Here is a 17,853-nt window from a genome sequence, read left to right as displayed (position 1 = left end):
GGGCCTTCCAGGTTCCCCCCGGGGGGAACCCCTGACGCGTGCACATCCACGCGTACTCGTGGCTGGGCGAGAAGGAGCTGTTCGACCGGGAGGCCCTCCGCCGCCCACCCGACCGCCCCCACCCGCCCGTCACGGCGGAGGACGAGGAGCACTACCGCACGCTCCTGGAAACGTTCCGCCACTCGGAGCTCCCCCCACTGGAAACGTCCCTCTGGCTCCTGAAGACCCCCACCCTGATCCGCGCCACCTTCGAAGAACCGAAGGACGCGGCGGCCTGGCTGGGCCGCGAACTGACCGATCACTCCCCCGGTTTCCTCTCCCACCAGGAAGCCGACACCGCCCGCCTGGCCCGCCTGGTCACCACGTCCACCGCCCGCCTCACCCACGGCACGGACGTCTCCTTCGGCTTCTACCTGGGCCGCATGTCCTTCCTCTCCCTGGCCCTGGTGACATGCACCCCGAACCACTGGGCCCCGGCTCTCCGCTGCCCGCTCACCTGACCTCGCGACAGCGGACGTACCTGACGCGCTGAGGGGCCGACCTCACCCGTGCATATCGACGGTGCGGAGTGCGCCGAGAACGCCGTCCTCGGCTGAATGGAACTCTGGGTAGATCCTTTCAGGATCGGTATGCATGCGGTAATCCCACACGATCCAGAAAATTCCTAGTGTGATGATGGTGAGAAAGAGGTAGATTCCAAAGCTGCGATGTAGGTTCTCGTTCACCTCAAGAGTCACGGGATAGTTGACCATCCCCAACTTGGCCCAGATCGTGCCCAGTTGGTCATAGAAATCCTGCTCGGTCAGCTGTATCTCCCACCAAAATCGCATCGTGCGGTAGGTGGCATAGAATCCATAAATGCCGAGTGTGAGAAATGAAAGCGCGAGGGAGGCCCCTGCCTTGATCGGCTTGTGTTCGTCCTCGAAGCGCTCCTTCATGAATCGCCACAGGTCGTTGAGGTCATCGCGGGCCGCTCCGTAGTGTTCGTGCTGCTCAGCGAACTGGCGGGTGGCGGTGATGACCGCAGCGGTGTAATGGGCCTGGCGTTCCCTGAAGAGATCAGTGCGTTTCAAGCGACGATAGAAGATCACAATCGAGTAGATGCCAAGAGTGACCCACCTGAGCAGAAAGTAGTAGAGCGGCCAGCTGACGAACCTCTGGTCGGTGGCGCGCCGCTGGTGTACATAGCGATCGACCTGACGGACTGCGTGGATCTGTTCCATGCCGATTCCAGCCCTCTCATGCTGGACCAGACGCGGTGTTCGCTTCCCCCTTCCATCATCGCTCCTGCCCGGTTCATCCGTAAGCGGTAGCAGGCCCAGGGGCGCAGAAGCGCAGCGCGCTCCAGAGCCCCGTCCGAGTTCAGCCGACGGCCCCGCCGGACACGGCGTGTCCGGCGGGGCCGGGGCGCGGGTGCATGCGTCTTTGAAATTCGATTCAGCTGAAGTTCACGTCACTGCACAGGAAGTACGTCTGGTCCATGTGCGACGCCTGCCAGATCGTGTAGACGACGTGGCGGCCGGTGTAGCCCGAGGTGCTGACGTCGATCGAGTAGTTGTTGCTGGGGGCGTACTTGCCGGTCGTGGTGACCAGTTGCAGGTCGCTCCACTTGAGCGGCTGGGTGGTGGGGTCGTAACCCTGCCGGGTCACATAGACCTTGAAGTAGTCGGCACCATGGCTGGCCTGGTCGTACAGCTTCACGGTGAACTTGCCGCCGATGTTCGTCGTCTTCCAGGCGCCCGGCGTGTCCAGCGAGTTGTAGCGGCCACCCTCGGTGTGGCCACCACTGCACAGTTGCCCGTCCGGGATCACTGCCGGGAAGTTGCCGGCGGAGCCGTTGCGGTACAGCCCGTTCCAGTTCCACATGGCGTTCGGGTTGTCCTGCCACGCCTGCCAGCACATGGGGTCCAACTGTGCCATCTCGGGGTTCTGGAAGTCGTCTCCCCAGCGCAGCCAGCAGCCGTAGTTGCGGGACGCGGGGTCGACGACGGATCCATGGGCGCTCGCGGTGGTGGACCACGGGATCAGACACAGCAGCGCCGCGGCCAGCAGACCGAGGGCGCGAGATGCCCAACGTAAGGAATTGCCGCGTTCATGACAAATCATTGCGCGATCTTCCTCCATCGTCCTAGGGGGAGTGGGAGGGCGGGTGGGAGCGCTCCCAAACTGGGGGCTTCCCTGAGGGGGGCCCTCAAAACGTAGAGCCGGGAGCCATGCACCGAAATGGATGTCCAGCAAGACGCGCCGCGCCCACTCCCATCGAACGGAGGCGCCCACTCCTCAGCCCTCAGCGCAAGCTGACCGACAATCGCGCGTATCCATCCACCCGACGGCCCGTCAGTGGCCCCCACCCCCACCCGGGGTAGTCGGCAGGGCATGGGCGAGATTCTGGTCGGCACGTGTTCATGGACGGACCGCGCGCTGGTGTCCAGCGGCTGGTACCCACCGGGGCTGCGCGACGCGGAGGGAAGACTGCGGCACTACGCGGCCCAGTTCCCGGTGGTCGAGGTCGACGCCACGTACTACTCCCTGCCCAGCGCCCGCAACAGCACCCTGTGGACCGAACGCACCCCGGACGAATTCCGCTTCGACGTCAAGGCGTTCTCCCTCCTCACCGCCCACCCGACCTCCCCGAACGCCCTGCCTGCCGATCTGCGCGACGCACTGCCCGGACGAAGGGGCGGACGCCCGAGGCCCGCAGACATCGATCCGGCCCTGCTCGACGAGGTATGGCAGCGCTTCAGCGGAGCGCTGGAACCCCTGAAGAGGTCAGGACGGCTCGGCACCCTGCTCTTCCAGTTCCCGCCCTGGTTCACCCCCGGCGACGCGCGGTCAAAGGAGTTCCTCGCCCAATGCGCGCAGCGCACGGCGGGCTGGCCCGTCGCCGTGGAATTCCGGCATCCCGCCTGGTGGCAGGAGGGCGAGCGGGCCAAGACCGAGGCGACCCTCAAGGACTGGGACATGTCCGCCGTGGCCGTGGACATGACCCAGAAACTGCCCACCTCCATACCCCCGGTCACCCCGGTCACCTCACCCCACCTGGCGGTGGCCCGCTTCCACGGCCGCAACGACGCCTGGGGCACCGGCACCAAGGAGGAGCGCTTTCGCCACACCTACGCCCCGGAGGAACTGACGGAGTGGATCCCCCGCCTCCACGCAATGGCCGACCAAGCCGACGAGGTCCACGCCCTGTTCAACAACTGCTGCGCCGACGCGGCCGTCCGCGCGGCGGAGTCAATGCGGCATCTGCTTCGCACGCCCGCGGGTAAAGGGTGACCACTTGGTTACCGTTAGGGGCTGGCCTGGCATCCCTTAACAGGCAAGATCTCGCGTATTGCAAAGACCCCGCATCCAGCGATGTGGCTGATGGCGGGGTCTGCTGCCGACGGCGCTTCGGCCGCTCCCGAACCGATGCCCCTACGTCTGACGTGACAAGTCGTCCACCAGAAGGTCGAGAGTGGCCTCCTCGTGGAGTGCGACGCCGAGGGCCGTCATGGCAGGGGCGAGATCCGGATCCCAGTCCGCGCTGACCGGCTGGCCGTCGAGCGCCAGTTGAGGGATGCCCTCAGCCTGGCTGCGAGCGGCCAGGTGCTCGTAATCCGCGGTGCCCATGCGCCACGGCACGGCGTCGTAGTGGCGGATGATCCGGTTGGCCAGAGCGATCCCTGGCCAGTCGAAGTCGCCGTGGTAGGCGAAGCGACAGCCTGTGGCGGTGAGGGCGTCGAGAAGCGTGACGACCACTGTGGCGGCGCTGCCGGACGTGCACACGAGGGGGCGGAGGCAGGCCGCGTCTGCCGCGGGTTCCACCACGCGCGGATTCTCACAGATGTGGATGAGCGTTCCGGTGGGGAGACGCAGCCGCAGGGAGTGCAGGTCGCGCGGCGTCAGGTGCGTTTCAGTGTGATGCTTGGCCCGCTCCCGCAGGGCACACTCCCGCCAGCCTTCGCCGACGGGGCGCAGCCCGTAGGTCAGCACCGTGCTGGAGACCTCGTCCGGCGTGACGGACACCAGCCGCCACAGAGCGCGTCGGCCGGCCGCGTCGACGGGGAGCTCGGTGCCATGGGCGAGGGCGAGCTTCGGCCGCTGCATACGGGAGCCCGGAGCCGCCCCTCGCGGCTCCCCTGCCGCGCCCGGCGTTTCTCGATTTCGGGGGCAGGGCGTCTGTCGGGCGCCGATCGATGCCGGAGTCGCCAGCGGCGTCCTAAGAAGCGAGCTAGCATCTAAGTAAGATTCAATCTACGTAAGATCGAAACTATGTTTGATGGGCCGGAGGCACGGCAGGGATGGAATTCGAGGGCAGGGTCGCTGACCTCGATCTCCTGACCAGGCAACTGGGCGTCGTGACCGGGGGCGCGGGAGCCACCCGGGGCCAGGCTGTGATCATGACGGGGCGGCGTCGGGTGGGGAAGTCCCGTCTGGTCCAGGAGTTCTGCGACCGGTCCGGCGTTCCGTACGTGGTCCTCCAGGCGACCCGGGGCCGTAACCCCGTCGCCGAGCGGGCGGACTTCTCCGCGGCGCTCGCGCAGTCCGCGCTGCCCGGGGCGGAACTGGTGGCCGGGCTGCACGCCGCGGACTGGAACCAGGCGCTGCGGTCCCTGGCCGTCGCGGTTCCGGACGATGCCCCGAGCATCGCGGTGATCGACGAAGTGCCGTGGCTGGTGGAGCAGGACCAGGAATTCGAAGGGGCGCTCCAGACGGTCTGGGACCGTCACCTGTCCGCCAAGCCGGTGCTGCTGATCCTGGTGGGCAGCGACATGTCGGTGATGGAGGCGCTGCAATCGTACGGCCGTCCGTTCTTCGGCCGGGCCGCGAAGATGACCGTACGTCCGCTGCACCTGGCCGATGTGCAGGCCATGACCTCTCTGGGCGCGGCGGACGCGGTGGACGCGCTCTTGATCACGGGGGGCTTCCCCGAGATTGTCCAGTCGTGGCGACCGGGAATGGGTCGTACGGACTTCCTGCGCGAGGCCGTGGCCAACCCTCTGTCGCCGCTACTGGTGGCGGGCGAACTCTCACTCCTGGGCGAGTTCCCCGAAGCCTCGCATTCGCGAGCGGTGCTGGAGGCGGTCGGCAGCGGCGAGCGGACCTTCTCCACCATCGCCGCGCAGGCCGGAGGCGCGGGTGCCCTGCCCTCCGGGACCCTGTCGCCATTGCTGCACACCCTGCTGGCCAAGCGCATCCTGGCCACCGACCTGCCGCTCTCCGCCAAGGCCGACACCAAGAACAAGCGCTACCGGATCGCCGACCCGTACCTTCGTTTCTGGCTGGCCTTCCTGCAACGGGGAATCCCGCTCATCGAACGCGGCCGCGGCGATCTGGCCCTGGAGCGCATCGAGCGGTCCTGGACCACGTGGCGAGGACGTGCGGTCGAGCCGGTCATCCGCGAGTCGCTGCTGCGCCTCCTCCCCGATGACAGATGGCCCCACACGGAAGCGGTCGGCGGCTGGTGGAACCGGCAGAACAACCCCGAGATCGACCTGATCGGCGCCGACCGCGAACCGGTCGCGGGGGCGGTGCACTTCATCGGCTCCATCAAGTGGCTGGAGTCTCATCCGTTCGGCCGCCGCGAGTACGACGCCCTGGCCCGGGACATGCTCGCGGTGCCCGGCGCCGCACCGGACACCCCGCTCGTCGCCGTCTCACGCTGCGGCATCGAGGACGACCTGCCGCTCGCGGCGCACTGGGGCCCGGAAGAACTGGTCCGCGCGTGGCAGTAACCGGGGGAGCGGCGGGCAGGCCACCCAGAGGGCGGATGCCGGGGTCAGCAGAGGGCACGGAGAGCAGAGGAAGGCCATGGAAGGGTTCAGCGGGTCGACGCTGCGGGCGTTGGCTGGCCCCCGTTCCTACGAGCGCGGGCTCGGCCACCTGAACGCGGTGTTCGGGGTCGAGGTCGGTGACGGCCGGATTACCGCGAGTGTCCACGGCAGCGAGTGTCCACGGCACGGAGCGGTACGAGGTGGAGTTGGCGCTGGACGGCCCGGCGGGCTGTCCGATGAGTGTGCCTGCCCGTACGGCATGGAGGGCAACTTCTGCAAGCATCCGGTCGCCCTCGGCCTGACCGTGCTCGCCCAGCGGGAGGGCCTTCCGCGGCGGCGGAAGGCGGCCCGGGGACCGTGCGCAGAACCTTGCCGGGTGGCCGTCCGGCCTGTCCAAGGACGAGTTGCTCGCTCTGGTGCGGGAACAAGTCGGCGAGGACCGGCAGTTACGGCGCCGTCCGGAGCTCCGGGCCGCGAGCGCTAGCGGCGACCCCGCCGCGGTCCGGGCCCGCATCCGCGATCCGCTGGATATCTCACCGTTCGCGCAGTACGGGGCGGGGTGCCGCCAGGGCGTCCGTCAGCCCGGGAAATCACCCGAGGAGCGCAAGGCCCAGCGGCGCTCCGCATAGGCGAGGTCGTCGCGCCACAGTCGGCCCGCGGCGGCGCGTATCAGGGGGCGCAGCAGCGGGGCGGCGCGACGGGCCACCGCGAAGCCCGGCCGTTCGGACGTGGCGACGACGGCCTCCACCACCGCGGTGCGAGGACGTCCCAGGGCGTCCGGCCCGAGCGGGGTGGCGTGCGTCTCCACGACGGAGCCCCGCCCCTCGCCCTCGATGATCCGCATCACGACGGTGCGGGGCCCGGGCGCCGTGAAGACCGCGCGCACCGGGGCGACCAGCCGCCCGGCGGCCTTGAAGGACACGTCCACGGTGAAGGAGTCGCTCTCGTCAGCGCGCCCGGGGGTCCGGGCCACGGTGAGGTCGACGAAGGAGTAGGGGTGGAACCAGGCCCCGTGCCAGGGGTCGAGGCGGTTGGCGACGATGTCGTCCGGCTCGCAGACGCCCACTGCGGTGTATACGGCGGTCAGCGCCCCGGCCGCCGCCGGTCGCCCCGGCACCGCCGGACGGGCGGTGGGCTCCTCTGCCCCGACCTGGTCCAGCCGTACCCAGACCAGCACCCCGTCGTCGTGCGCCGGCCACGGCTCCCAGCCGGCGAACGGTGTTCCGTTCAGGGCCAGTCCGTGCCAGTGGCACACCAGGGTGCCGCAGCGCACGACGCTGTCGCGCAGCGGGGCGCCGAGGTGCGGGCAGCTTCCCGGCCCGGCCACGATGCGTCCTTCGGTGTCCCGCCACAGCACCGCCTCGTGGCCGGCGACGGTGCGGGCCAGCGGCCGGTCGGGACGCAGCTCACGGGAGGCTCCGACGACGTACCAGTTGCCGGTGGGGCGGGCCTGGGCCCTTCTGAGGGCGTCGGCGATCAGGGCGGGCCGGGCTTCGCGCCAGGTGGGTCGCTGACGCTCCCAGGCGACCGGGCCGCGGCGCAGGGTCAGCGGCAGACGCTTGGGCCGGGACGGCCGGGCGGGCTTCACGCGACCTCCTTGTGACGGGGGTGCGGCCGGGCAGGGGGATGGGCGCGGGGACCGGAAGCCGTCGGGCCGAGGGGTACGCCCGGCCCGCCGGGGGTGCGCCGGGCGGCCACGCGGGCGGTCGCCACCCGCAGCAGGCCGTCCGCGGCGACCAGGGCCCGCCGCCACCGGGGCACCACGGCGCGGCGGTGCAGCACGGCGTACCCGGTGGCGGCGACGGCGTCCAGGATGCCGCCGTACAGGACGAACGCCGTGCGGATGCAGGGCCGGGAGACCGGGGCGAGCATGCCCACGCCGGGCGCGGCGCGCCGGTAGGCGGCGCGGGTGAGGTCCTCGAACTCCCGCAGCGCCGCCGTGACCCGGCGGTCGGCCCGGCCGGTGTCCCGGCAGTGGCGCAGCAGCTCGCGGTGGACGCCGTGGGCGCTCAGGAGGTCGTACGGGAGGTAGACGCGGCCGCGGTCGAGGTCCTCTCCCACGTCTCGCAGGAAGTTGGTGAGCTGGAAGGCGACGCCGAGTTCGGCGGCGTGGGGCGCGGCCTCCTCCCGGGGGGTCACGGTGCCGAGCACGGGCAGCATCTCCAGACCGATCACCGCCGCGGAGCCGTGCATGTAGCCGCGCAGATCGGCGTAGGTGGCGTACGAGGTGACCGTCAGGTCGCTGCGCATGGCGGCGAGGAAGTCGGTGAAGTGGCGGTGGTCGATGGCGTGGCGGCGTGCGGTGTCGGCGAGCGCCCGCACCACCGGCTCGGCTCCGGCGCCGCCGGCCAGGCCGTGGGCGAGGTCGTCGTCCAGCCTGTCCAGGGCGCGGGCGCGGTCCTCCGGGTCCGCGGCGCTGTCGAGGGAGTCGACGATGTCGTCGGCCCAGCGGGCGAAGCCGTACAGGGCGTGCACGGCGGGACGCCGGTCGGGGGTGAGCAGGCGGGTGGCGAGGAAGTAGGTACGGCCGTGCCGGGCGTTCAGCTCCCGGCAGCGGGTGTAGGCGGCGCGCAGGTCCGGCTCGGTGATGCCCGCGGCGTCCAGTTCCCGGCCGGTCATGGACGAGCTCCTTCCGGGTGGGGCCGGGTCCGGGCCGCCGGGTGGGTTACCGGGCGGGTCACCGGGGCGGCGGTCGCGCGGCGCGCGCCGGTCATGCGGGCGGCGCCGGTCGCGCGGCGCGCGCCGGTGATGCGGCCCGCGCCGGTGATGCGGGCGGCAGCAAGCTTTCCCGACAGCAGGACGGGCGGCACGCCGACGCCCGGCGTGGTGCCGCAACCGGCGAGGACGGCGTTGGCGGTGCCGCGCACCAGGTTGCGTGGGCGGAAGGGGCCGGTCTGGGCGAAGGTGTGCGCGGCGGAGAACGGCGTGCCCGCGGCGTGCCCTTGCTCCGTCCAGTCGGCCGGCGTCACCAGGCACTCCTCTTCGATCGCCGCGGCGATGCCGTCGAGTCCCCGGCGTTCCAGCTCGTACAGCAGCGCGTCGCGGTAGCGGGGACCGAGGTCGCGCCAGTCGGCGGGACCGGGGCCGATGCCGGTGTGGGGACACGGCGCCAGGACGTAGTGCAGATGGCGGCCCGGCGGGGCCAGGGCGGGGTCGGTGGCGGTGGGACGGGTGATCAGCAGGGAGGGATCGCGCATCAGCTCGCCGGTGCGGGTGAGTTCGTCGAAGGTGCGCCGCCAGGCGTGGCCGAAGGACAGGGTGTGGTGGGCCAGTTGCGGCCAGGTGCGGTCGCAGCCCGCGTGCAGGACGACCGCCGACGGGGCGTGCCGCAGCCGCAGCGGGCGGCGCGGGGTGCGGCCGAGGAGGCGGTAGGTCACCGGCAGGTCGGGGGTGAGGACGACGGCGTCGCAGGGGATGCGCCCCTGGCCGGTGATCACCGCGGTGATGCGCTCACCGGAGCGTTCCAGCCGGGTGACCGGCCGTCCGTAATGGACGACCGCCCCGGCCGCTTCGACGACCTCGGCCATGGCCCGCGGCAGGGCGTGCATACCGCCGCGCGGAAAGTACACCCCGGCGACGGTGTCCATGTAGGCGATCAGCGCGTAGGCGGCCAGGGCGCGTGCCGGGGACACGCCCGCGTACAGCGCCTGGAAGGTGAAGACGCGGCGCAGCCGCGCGTCGCGCAGGTGGCGGGCGACACCGGTCTCCCAGCGGCCGAAGCCGCCGAGCGCGGCCAGCCGGACCAGGTCGGGGCCGAGCAGCTGCCAGGGGGAGTCGAAGTCGGCGTCGAGAAAACGGTGCCGTTCGGCGCGGTACAGCTCGGTCAGCCAGCGACGCAGCCGGCGGTAGCCGGCCGCCTCGGCGGGCCCGGCGAAGCGTTCCACCTCCGTCTCCATCGCGTCGGCGTCGGTGTGCACGTCGAGGGTGCTGCCGTCGGCGAAGGACGCCCGGTAGGCCGGGTGCAGAGGGATCAGTTCGACCCGGTCGCGCAGTGCGGCCCCGACCGCGTCGAACGCCTCGTCGGCGATCTCGGGCATGGTCAGTACGGTGGGGCCGGTGTCGATGTGGTAGCCGCCGCGGACCAGCCGGCCGACGCGACCGCCGGGCCCGGCGGCGCGTTCGACGACGGTGACCCGGCGTCCCGCGCCGAGCAGGTGCAGCGCGGCGGAGAGGCCGGCCAGTCCGGCGCCGACGACCACCACGTGATCGGTCGGTCCTTTCAGCGCCCTGGTCACCGGCCTCCCTCCGGTTCCGTGGTGGCGAGTTCCGTGGCGGCGAGTTCCGTGGCGGCGAGCGCGGCGGCGAGTTCCGTGGCGGCGGCCAGGCCATCGGGGGGTCCGCCCGGTGGTCTGGCCGCCGCGTATTGGCAGGGCGCCTGGGTGAAGCACATCGCGGATCGTCCTCTCGCCCGTCGTCACATTGCTCGTGTCAGGACACATTCCGCGTACGGCACCGCACCGGATGCGCCAAGCGGGGGAAGCTCCCGCGTGGGGGACGCGTCCCGCGACGACACGCCGCGCACCGCATCCGCTGACCGCGGTCGGCCGGAAACACTGGAGGGCACCGGACGGACGCCGTCTCGTCCCGGGACGTGCGCACGAGACTCGACGGGGGGCCGCCAGGCCCACGCGGACACCGTTCACCCGCCGGTGTCGAACCGGCGGGTGACGTACCGGCGGGTGACGTACCGACGGGTGGCATACCGGCCTGATCGCCATGAGAACGGCTCGAGGACTCGAGGAAGGGAACAGCGGTCGTGGACCTGAAGGCCGATGTCGCCGTGGTGGGAGCCGGGGCCGCGGGGCTGTCGCTCGCGCTGCGGCTGGCCCGGCCGCCCTTGGGCGCCGGACCGCTGGACACGGTACTGCTGGCCGCCCCGTCCGGTCCGGCCCGCGCCGCACCGCGCACCTGGTGCTTCTGGGAGCCGGACGACGGCCCCTACGACGAGGCGCTGGCCGCTTCCTGGCAGCGGCTGCGCGTGCGCGGCGCCGACGGTACGTCCGTGACCACGGCCATCGCGCCACTGCGTTACAAGATGCTGCGTTCCGACGCCTTCGAGGCGCTGGTCGGCCGTCGCCTCGCGGCGAGCGGACGGGTCTCGCGCGTCGAGGCGGCCGTCGACCAGGTCGCACCGGTGCCGGGCGGCGGCGCCCTGGTGCACGCCCGCCGCGCGGACGGCGGCAGCGTCGCCGTCCGCGCCCGTTGGGTGTTCGACTCACGCCCGCTCAGCCGCCTCCCGCGGGCACGTACGACACTGCTACAGCACTTCCGCGGCTGGTTCGTCCGTACGGGGCGGCCGGTCTTCGACTCGTCCGTCGTGGAACTGATGGATTTCCGCACGCCGCAGCCCGCACACGGTCTCGCCTTCGGCTACGTGCTGCCGGTCGGCCCGCGCGTGGCGCTGGTCGAATACACGGAGTTCTCCCGCCGGGTGCTCAGCCGTGCCGGGTACGACCACGTGCTGCGGGACTACGTGGAGCGCGTGCTCGGTCTGGCCGACTACGAGGTCACCGCGTGCGAGCAGGGGGTGATCCCGATGACGGACGCCGACTTCGTCCGGCAGACGGCGCCGGGCGTGTTCCGGATCGGGGCCTGCTCCGGCGCCACCCGTCCGTCGACCGGCTACACCTTCAGCGCCGTGCAGCGGCAGACGAGCGCCGTGGCCGCCGCCCTGCACACCGGACGGTATCCGCTGCCCCCGCGGCCCCACTCCACACGTGCCCGCCTCATGGACGCGGTGCTGCTGCACGCCCTCGACACCGGACGGGTGGACGGCCCGGCCTTCTTCACCCGCCTGTTCGGGCGCGTGCCCGCACTGCGGCTGCTGCGGTTCCTGGACGGCCGTACCAGCCTGCCGGAGGACCTCGCCATCGGCGCGCACCTGCCCGTCGCCGCGATGCTCGCCTCCGCCCTCGCCCTGCCCCTTGCCCCGCGCCGGAGCCTTCCCGCCGCCTGACCTCGGAGCCGGACCACATGCCCCTTCTGCGCGACGCCGATCTGGCCGAGGCCTTCGACCATGCCGCCCGCAGCTACGACGCGCTGGTGGCCACCAACCCCGGGTACCACGCCCACTTGCGCCGCTCGGCACGGCGGCTCGGTCTCCCCCGGGACGGCACCGGGCTGCGGGTGCTGGACCTTGGATGCGGTACGGGAGCGTCCACGGCCGCCCTGGCCACCGTGCTGCCCGGTGCGGACATCACGGCGGTCGACGCCTCGGCGGGGATGCTCCGCCGGGCGGCCGCCCGGCGGTGGGCGCGGCCGGTGCGGTTCGTGCACGCGCCGGTGGAACGGCTGGCCGAGGCGGGCGTGAACGGCCCGTTCGACGCGGTCTTCGCCGCATACCTGCTGCGCAACGCCACCGACCCGGACGCCGTGCTCGCCACGGCCCACCGGCTGCTCGCGCCGTACGGCCGTCTGGCGGTACACGAGTACGCGCTGAGCGGGAGGGCCGCGCACCGCGCGGTGTGGAGTGCGGTGTGCGGCGGGCTCCTTCTGCCGGTCGCCACGCTGTTGGGGGACGGGGCGCTCTACCGGCATCTGTGGCGCAGCGTCCTCGGCTTCGACACGGCCGACGCTCTGGGGCGACGGGTGGCGCGGGCCGGCTTCGAGCGGGCGCGGGTGCTGCCGCTGCCCGGCTGGCAGACCGGCATCACGCACACCGTGGTCGCCCGTCGGCCGACGGGCGGCCGGGAGCCGGGCAGCGAGACGGAGGAGGGAGAGGACGCGGTGTGGCGGCCGGGTACGACGTGGTGAACGGCGCTCGGCCGGGTGGCGGGGGACGCGGGCCGCGAGCGGACAGCCGGGAGGCCGAAGGCCGTAGGACCGGGAACCGAGCGGCCCGGAGCGAGCAGGCCCGGACCTGGAACCCAGAACCGAGAACCGCCGAGCCGGCGAGCGAGGAGAACCCGCGATGACCACCGGTAGCCAACGGCCCGCACACCGCCCCGGGCCCGCGCACCGCCCCGGCGCGGACGGCCCTGGCTTGGATGGTCCTGGTTTGGACGTCGCTGGTCTGGACGGCCCTGGTTTGGGCGGCGCTGGTCTGGGTGGCCCCGGCCTGGACCGCCCCAGCTTGGACGGCGCTCGCCTGGACCGCCCCGACCTGCTCTGCCCTGGCCTGGACGGCGCTGGTTTGGGTGGCTCCGGCCTGCGCCGCCCCGGCCTGGACCGGCTCGCCCGGCTGTTGCCGGCCCCGCCCGGGGCCGATCGCGCCGACCCCGCGGCCGCACCGCACGTCATGGTCGTCGGCGGTGGCATCGCCGGGCTGACGGCCGCCACGGCGCTGGCCGAGCGCCGGGTGCGGGTCACCCTGTACGAGCGCGAGGAGGTGCTGGGCGGCCGACTGGCCGGCTGGCGCACCCGGCTCGCCGACGGCAGCACGGTGACGATGAGCCGTGGCTTCCACGCCTTCTTCCGCCAGTACTACAACCTGCGCGCCCTGCTGCGTCGCACCGATCCGGCCCTGTCACGGCTGACCGGCCTGCCCGACTACCCCCTGCGCCACGCGGGCGGCGGCCACGACAGCTTCCGGCACGTCCCCCGTACGCCGCCGCTGAGCGCGCTCGGCTTCGTCGCGCTGAGCCGCTCCTTCCGGGTGCGCGACCTGGCCCGGATGGACGCACGGGCCGCGCTGCCGCTGTTCGACGTGCGGGTGCCCGGAGTGTACGAGCGACTCGACCACACCAGTGCCCACGACTTCCTGGACGCGATCCGCTTCCCGGCGGCGGCGCGGCACCTGGCCTTCGAGGTCTTCTCGCGCAGCTTCTTCGCCGACCCCCGCCGGCTATCGGCGGCGGAGATGGCGCTGATGTTCCACGTCTACTTCCTCGGCTCGGCCGAGGGCCTGCTGTTCGACGTACCGGACGAGCCTTTCCCGCAGGCCCTGTGGGACCCGCTCGCCGGGTATCTGACCGGACTCGGGGCCGAACTGCGTACTTCGGCGGCCGTCGAAGCGGTCACCGCCCTGCCCGGCGGCGGTTTCACCGTGGCCGCCGACGGCGCCGAGGAGCGGTGCGACGCCGTGGTGCTGGCCCTGGACCCGGGAGCGCTGCGCGGCGTGGTGGCCCGGTCCGAGGGGCTCGGGGACGAGACGTGGCGCGAGCGGGTGGCGCGGCTGCGCACCGCCCCGCCGTTCCTGGTCTCCCGTCTGTGGCTGGCCCGGCCTGTCCGCGGCGACCGGCCCGGCTTCCTGGGCACCAGTGGATACGGCCTCCTGGACAACGTCAGCGTGCTGAACCGGTGGGAGGGCGAAGCCGCCCGCTGGGCCGCCCGCACGGGCGGGTCGGTCGTGGAACTGCACGCCTACGCGCTGCCGGGCGACACCGACCGGGAGGTCCGGCAGAAGGAACTGCTCGGGCAACTGCACCGGATCTACCCGGAGACGCACAGCGCCCGGGTAGTGGACGCCCGCCACGAATGGCGCGCCGACTGCCCGCTGTTCCCGGTCGGCGGGTACGGCGACCGGCTGGCCGTGCGTACCCCCGTGCCGGGCCTGGTCGTGGCGGGCGACGCCGTGCGCACCGGTCTGCCGGTGGCGCTGATGGAGCGGGCGGCCACCAGCGGGTTCCTCGCCGCCAATGCGCTGCTGAGCCGCTCGGGTCTGCGCGGGCATCCGCTGTGGACCGTGCCCGAACGGGGCCGCGTGGCCGTCCTGCGGTGGGCGGCTCGGGCGGCACACGGCGGGTGACGGGGGCGGGCATCACGTCCCCCGCCCTGCTCGCGCAGCGAGGCGTCGAAGTCGGCCAGACAGTCGGGAGATCGGCCGAAGAGCCGGGGAACTCCGACGGCAATGACGAGTGTCCGGACATCTGGCAGCTCGACAACGGTGGTGTGGCTGTGATCGGCAGGGATCTGACATCAGCCCGCTGACGTTCTCCGACTACGACGCCGCCGTGGACTGGGCCGAGCGGGAACACGACAACCTCCTCCAGGCCGTGCGTACGGCGGCCGACGCCGGGCATGACCGACTGGCGTGGCAGCTGTCCACGGTCCTGTGGAACGCGCAGTTCCCTTCCGCCTCGGGCACAAGCTGGCCCACCGCCAGCAGGGGTTGGTGCCGGTACAGGTCAGATCTTGATGACGGTGACGTGCCCCCCGCAAAGTGCAGTGAGGTCCTCGGGATCTGACGTGAGGACCGTAGCGGGCCCGGGGGCGGCGAGGGCGGTCGCGCTGAGCATGGCGTCGATGGCGTACGTGTGGCCGTGCAAGCCGGCGTCGGCGAGGAGCGCGGCGGCATGCCGGGCGATCGACTCGGTGACCGGCTCCACGACGAGGCGCGAGAGCGTCCACTCCAGGGCCGGGCGGTTGATCCGGGGATGAACTACTTCTACCAGGGTGGCGGCAGACGTGATCACACGAAGGTCGTCTGCGCGGGACATGGCGAGCCACGCGGTGACGGTGCGGTCGCGCAGGACGGCCTTGGCCAGTCCCTCGCTGTCGAGCACGAGAGTGCCACCGGGAACGGCGGGGGAGCGAGTCACGCAGCGTCTGCCCCGCCGCTTGTCTGCTGCTGGCGGGCCCGGTGAAGCTCGTCGCGCAGGGCCTGGATTTCTTCCTCGGTGATCTCTCCGTGTTCGGCTTCGGCAACTTGGATGAGTTCGTTGAGGTTGTCGCGCTCGATCTGGCGGGCGACGGCGGCGGCCACGTACGCGGAAAGGCCCGAGGGGCCGCTGCGTGCGCGGGCCGCTTCAGCGATGTCGCGCGGCATAGTGATCGAGTATTTGCCGGTAGGCTCACTCATGCCACCTATCCTACCAAGCATGCTCCCGCTTGCCGCCGATCGATGAATCCCGGCAACGGTGCTGCAACAGGGGAAACTCTGAGCGAGTTGGGATTCGGGGGCGCTTGGACTCTGTTGGTGTCCGTGCGCAAGTCGATTTGCGCACGAAAAAGGACCCCGGCCCTCAGCACTTCCGCTGGTGACGGGGTCCACCAGGCACTCTCGTGAGTGCCCCCGGCGGGGGACTCGACAAATGGGGACGAATCGAGCCATTGTTGGGCGGGGAGCTTGTGATCCAGACGGCCTTCCCGGTGCCGGTGACTCGAGCGCGCACGTAACCGACCTGCGCTCCGACCGCAGCGCACGGAGCCGCCTACGGTGGCTCGGCCGTGGCAGATGTCCTCGGAGCCGGAGGTGAGCACTGTGGTGCGCCCGGGGGCGGCGAGAGCGGTGGAGCTGAGCATGGCGTCGATGGCGTACTTGTGGCCGTGCAGGCCGGTGTCAGCCAGGAGGGCGGCAGCATGGCGGGCGACGGCGTCGGTGACCGGCTCGACGACGACACGGGAGAGGGTCCACTCCAGGGCTGGCCGGTTGATCCGGGGGTGGACGACTTCCGCGAGGGTGGCGGCGCTGGTGATTACCCGGAGGTCGTCGGCGCGGGCCAGAGCGAGCCAGCCGGTGACCGTGCGGTCCCGCAGTACGGCCTTGGCGAGGCTGTCGAGGACCAGGGTGCCGCCGGGTACGGCGGCGGGTGATCGCGTCATGCCGTGTTCGCTCTGTCGGGTGTCTGCTGCCTACGGGCATGCTGAAGTTGGTCCCGGAGCGCTTGGACCTCCTCGTCGGTGATCGGTCCGTGTTCGGCCTCGGCGACCGTGATGAGCTCGTTGAGGTTGTCGCGCTCGATCTGGCGGGCCACGGCCGCGGCGACGTACGCGGACAGGCCGGACGGCCCGCTGCGAGCGCGAGCGGCTTCGGCGATGTCCCGTGGCATCGTGATCGAGTACTTCTGGGTGGGCTCGGACATGCTCCTTATGCTGCTACGCATACTCCACGCGATCCCGTGAGTTGTCAGGGCCCGAGGTCGGTCAGGAGCTCGTCGAGGACGGTTTCCTCCTCGACGCGTACGCCGAGTTCGCCGAGGGCGGCCCGCAGGTCCGGGTCCCAGGGGGCGGTTGCGGGTGAGCCCGTCAGCGCTGGCGCCAGGGGGTTTCGGCGGGCGGCGGCGCGGTAATCGGCGGTGGTGTAGCGCCAGGGGTGCCAGGGGACGCGCCGGAGCAAGGCGGCGGCGATGCGTATGCCGCCCCAGTCGAAGTCGCCGTGGTAAAGCAGTTTCGCCCGGTGGGAGCGCAGGTGGCGCAGGAGGGTGAGGGCGGCGGCCGAGGGCTGGCCCTGGAGGCAGATCAGGGGCGGGCAGGCGGTGCCGTAGGTGTCGGCCGCGGTGGCGAGCACGGTCGGGTTCTCGCAGATGTGCACCACCGGGGGCGCCTCGCGGGGAGGGGTGCGGGTGAGCTGGCGCAGGGTGAGCACGGCGGGTTCCCCGGTGCTGGTGGCCCAGTCGAGCGCGGGTGTGCCGCGTAGGCCCAGGGTCAGGACGGTGGAGGACAGGGCGTCCTTGAGGAGGCCCGCGGAGGCCCATGCTTCGCGGCGCCACTCGGCTCTGGTGCCGTCGGGGAAGCCGGTCAGGGCGCGGATGCCGGAGTGGACGAGGGTGGCGAGCGGGGTGCCGTCGTCGAGGGCGTGGGCATCGCCAAGGGCGCGGGCGGCGAAGGCCGGGAGGGAGACGGCCGGATCCGCGGGCAGGCTCCGCAGCGCCGTCGCGGTGGAGGCGACCAGGGCCCGGGCGGCCTCCGGGCCGCGTGCGAGGCGGCGGACGAGACCGCTCACGCGTATGTGCTCACACCAGTCGGCCAGCTCGGGCCGCTCGGAGCACAAACCGGTGAGCGGGGTGTACGCGTCGTGCCAGGCGTCCGCCTCCTGCCGGCGTGCGTCGCTGAGGAGGGTGACAGGTCCGGTGAGGGCGATGACGGCGGTGGCGAGGCCGTCGGGGCTGACGCCGGAGCGGCGCAGGATGGTGTCGACGGCGTCGAGCCGGACGCTCAGCGAGCGCCCGCCGCCGGGGGCTCGGCCCAGCAGGCGCTCGGCGGCGGCCCGCTCGCCGTCGGTGGGCGCGGCCAGGATGACCGGGCCGGTGAGTGGCTCGGCGCGTGCCATCCGGCGGCGTATCCGGTCCAGTAGCCAGGCACAGCCCGGATCGCCGAGGAGACGGGTGAGGCGGCCGTGGTCGACGCGCCCGGCGGGGGTGTCGGATGCGCTCATGTGAGGGTCTTCCCCCTTTCTCGGCACGGGCGGTCCTTCCTCGTCACGGGCGGCCCCGCCTCA

17 protein-coding genes and 1 pseudogene are annotated in these 17,853 nt (G+C 72.0%); 6 read left to right on the top strand and 12 right to left on the bottom strand.

What is annotated here, in order from left to right:
- Positions 1-38 precede the first annotated feature (38 nt).
- A complete protein-coding gene (locus ABD329_RS35330) occupies positions 39-500 on the top strand; it encodes a hypothetical protein (protein WP_344317419.1) in 462 nt (153 codons plus the stop codon).
- 42 nt (positions 501-542) lie between these two features.
- Here ABD329_RS35330 and ABD329_RS35325 read toward each other — a convergent pair whose 3' ends face one another.
- On the bottom strand, positions 543-1,223 hold the full coding sequence (locus ABD329_RS35325) for a DUF4234 domain-containing protein (protein ID WP_198282262.1): 681 nt from the start codon (positions 1,221-1,223) through the stop codon (positions 543-545).
- A gap of 214 nt (positions 1,224-1,437) precedes the next feature.
- Positions 1,438-2,106 carry a lytic polysaccharide monooxygenase auxiliary activity family 9 protein gene (locus ABD329_RS35320; RefSeq protein WP_198282261.1) on the bottom strand — a complete coding sequence of 223 codons (669 nt, stop codon included), beginning with the start codon at positions 2,104-2,106 and terminating at the stop codon, positions 1,438-1,440.
- Positions 2,107-2,376: 270 nt separating this feature from the next.
- Here ABD329_RS35320 and ABD329_RS35315 point away from each other — a divergent pair, with 270 nt between their 5' ends.
- Positions 2,377-3,276, top strand: a complete 900-nt coding sequence (locus ABD329_RS35315; protein WP_198281322.1) for a DUF72 domain-containing protein — start codon at positions 2,377-2,379, stop codon at positions 3,274-3,276.
- A 141-nt stretch (positions 3,277-3,417) separates the two neighbouring features.
- On the opposite strand, the gene ABD329_RS35310 is transcribed toward ABD329_RS35315, so the two are convergent.
- Positions 3,418-4,089: a DUF2399 domain-containing protein gene (locus ABD329_RS35310; RefSeq protein ID WP_198281323.1), complete on the bottom strand. Its 672-nt coding sequence runs from the start codon at positions 4,087-4,089 to the stop codon at positions 3,418-3,420.
- A gap of 194 nt (positions 4,090-4,283) precedes the next feature.
- Here ABD329_RS35310 and ABD329_RS35305 point away from each other — a divergent pair, with 194 nt between their 5' ends.
- Positions 4,284-5,717 carry an ATP-binding protein gene (locus ABD329_RS35305; protein ID WP_198281324.1) on the top strand — a complete coding sequence of 478 codons (1,434 nt, stop codon included), beginning with the start codon at positions 4,284-4,286 and terminating at the stop codon, positions 5,715-5,717.
- 616 nt (positions 5,718-6,333) lie between these two features.
- On the opposite strand, the gene ABD329_RS35295 is transcribed toward ABD329_RS35305, so the two are convergent.
- From ABD329_RS35295 to ABD329_RS35280, 4 genes are read right to left on the bottom strand one after another with little or no spacing between them, the layout of a single operon-like run.
- Complete coding sequence (locus ABD329_RS35295; protein WP_344317417.1) at positions 6,334-7,344, bottom strand: Rieske (2Fe-2S) protein; 1,011 nt, start codon at positions 7,342-7,344, stop codon at positions 6,334-6,336.
- Positions 7,341-8,375: a phytoene/squalene synthase family protein gene (locus tag ABD329_RS35290; RefSeq protein ID WP_344317416.1), complete on the bottom strand. Its 1,035-nt coding sequence runs from the start codon at positions 8,373-8,375 to the stop codon at positions 7,341-7,343. Before ABD329_RS35290 ends, ABD329_RS35295 begins: the two co-directional genes overlap by 4 nt.
- Positions 8,372-9,991, bottom strand: coding sequence for a phytoene desaturase family protein (gene crtI / locus ABD329_RS35285; RefSeq protein ID WP_344317415.1), 1,620 nt, complete (start codon positions 9,989-9,991; stop codon positions 8,372-8,374). The genes ABD329_RS35290 and crtI overlap by 4 nt, the downstream gene beginning before the upstream one ends.
- The gene (locus ABD329_RS35280; RefSeq protein WP_198276276.1) at positions 9,988-10,146 is read right to left on the bottom strand and encodes a hypothetical protein; all 159 of its coding nucleotides are present in this window, start codon (positions 10,144-10,146) and stop codon (positions 9,988-9,990) included. The genes crtI and ABD329_RS35280 overlap by 4 nt, the downstream gene beginning before the upstream one ends.
- 366 nt (positions 10,147-10,512) lie before the next feature.
- Here ABD329_RS35280 and ABD329_RS35275 point away from each other — a divergent pair, with 366 nt between their 5' ends.
- From ABD329_RS35275 to ABD329_RS35265, 3 genes are all read left to right on the top strand, one after another.
- On the top strand, positions 10,513-11,712 hold the full coding sequence (locus ABD329_RS35275) for a lycopene cyclase family protein (protein WP_198276277.1): 1,200 nt from the start codon (positions 10,513-10,515) through the stop codon (positions 11,710-11,712).
- 17 nt (positions 11,713-11,729) lie between these two features.
- Complete coding sequence (locus ABD329_RS35270) at positions 11,730-12,509, top strand: methyltransferase domain-containing protein (protein WP_198276278.1); 780 nt, start codon at positions 11,730-11,732, stop codon at positions 12,507-12,509.
- 319 nt (positions 12,510-12,828) lie between these two features.
- On the top strand, positions 12,829-14,442 hold the full coding sequence (locus ABD329_RS35265; RefSeq protein ID WP_425574418.1) for an FAD-dependent oxidoreductase: 1,614 nt from the start codon (positions 12,829-12,831) through the stop codon (positions 14,440-14,442).
- Between the two features lie 379 nt (positions 14,443-14,821).
- Here ABD329_RS35265 and ABD329_RS35260 read toward each other — a convergent pair whose 3' ends face one another.
- The 5 genes and pseudogenes from ABD329_RS35260 to ABD329_RS35240 all read right to left on the bottom strand — a co-directional run bounded on the left by ABD329_RS35260 (position 14,822) and on the right by ABD329_RS35240 (position 17,790).
- Entirely contained in the window at positions 14,822-15,235 is a 414-nt protein-coding gene (locus ABD329_RS35260; RefSeq protein ID WP_198276279.1) for a DNA-binding protein, read from the bottom strand.
- Positions 15,232-15,495, bottom strand: a complete 264-nt coding sequence (locus ABD329_RS35255; protein WP_198276280.1) for a CopG family transcriptional regulator — start codon at positions 15,493-15,495, stop codon at positions 15,232-15,234. The genes ABD329_RS35260 and ABD329_RS35255 overlap by 4 nt, the downstream gene beginning before the upstream one ends.
- 353 nt (positions 15,496-15,848) lie before the next feature.
- Positions 15,849-16,238 (bottom strand): annotated as a pseudogene (locus tag ABD329_RS35250) (DNA-binding protein); the annotation flags it as partial.
- A complete protein-coding gene (locus ABD329_RS35245; protein WP_198276282.1) occupies positions 16,235-16,498 on the bottom strand; it encodes a CopG family transcriptional regulator in 264 nt (87 codons plus the stop codon). The pseudogene ABD329_RS35250 and the gene ABD329_RS35245, both read right to left, overlap by 4 nt.
- Positions 16,499-16,542: 44 nt before the next feature.
- Entirely contained in the window at positions 16,543-17,790 is a 1,248-nt protein-coding gene (locus ABD329_RS35240) for a TIGR02679 family protein (protein WP_198276283.1), read from the bottom strand.
- Positions 17,791-17,853: the final 63 nt, after the last annotated feature.

This window comes from Streptomyces javensis, assembly GCF_039525925.1.
Lineage (GTDB): Bacteria > Actinomycetota > Actinomycetes > Streptomycetales > Streptomycetaceae > Streptomyces > Streptomyces asiaticus.
This window is presented reverse-complemented; position numbering and strand designations above follow the sequence as displayed.